We start from the raw sequence: 692 nt of genomic DNA, 5'->3' as shown, positions 1-692 counted from the left end.
GCCGCCGGGCATGGCTACCGGGTACGACAGCGCAGCGCAGAACAGACAGAGGGTGACAGAACGCAGAGGCGCGTCTTGAGGGGATCGCTTCAGCTGGTAGAGCTTCCAGCCCAGAGCGGCGACGAGCCCCAGGAGTAGCAGTTCCACGGGTTACAGCCACCCTCGCCGGTCACCGAGAGCCGCCTCCACCCGCCGAAGCGAGGGGTCGTCCGACAGCGGAGTAGAGCCGTCTAGCAGGGACGACCACTCCAGGATGATGGTGGCGACCAGTTCGACGGAGCACTCCTCGCCGTCGTCGTACGAGCAGCGGCGGGCGACGCGCTTGATCGTCTCGGGCGCGAAGACCGGCAGCATGGTGGCCCAGCCCTCGACGAAGACAGCCGTCTCCTCCTCGGAGTCGACCGTGGAGACTTCTTCCGTCGGACCGTCTGTCGTCTTCTCTGCGGCCCTTTCGTTCTCCGCGACGAGGATGTGCCCTATCTCGTGGAGCTTGATGTGATCTTGATGCAGGCGGGTTGTCTCCTGCTGGTACAGGATCACGTCGTAGTCGTCGTACTCGACCCACATCCCGGAGGGCCCCGGCTTCGGCAGCGGAGCTTCCCGCAGGTACAGGGGACGTCCCCGTCGGCGACTGAGCGCCTGGCAGAGTTCTTCGACGTTGAGCGGGGCAGTTATCCCGAGGTCTTGAAGCT

General features: G+C 65.2%; 1 protein-coding gene. It reads right to left on the bottom strand.

The window, feature by feature from the left end; genetic code table 11:
* Positions 1-150: 150 nt before the first annotated feature.
* The coding region (locus tag G3I71_RS45285; RefSeq protein ID WP_239149766.1) for a hypothetical protein at positions 151-692 on the bottom strand (542 nt) is incomplete at its 5' end.

The sequence above is a fragment of the Streptomyces sp. SID12501 genome, assembly GCF_010550245.1.
Lineage (GTDB): Bacteria > Actinomycetota > Actinomycetes > Streptomycetales > Streptomycetaceae > Streptomyces.
Note: the sequence above shows the minus strand (reverse complement) of the source record. Positions and strands in the feature narration are given on the sequence as shown.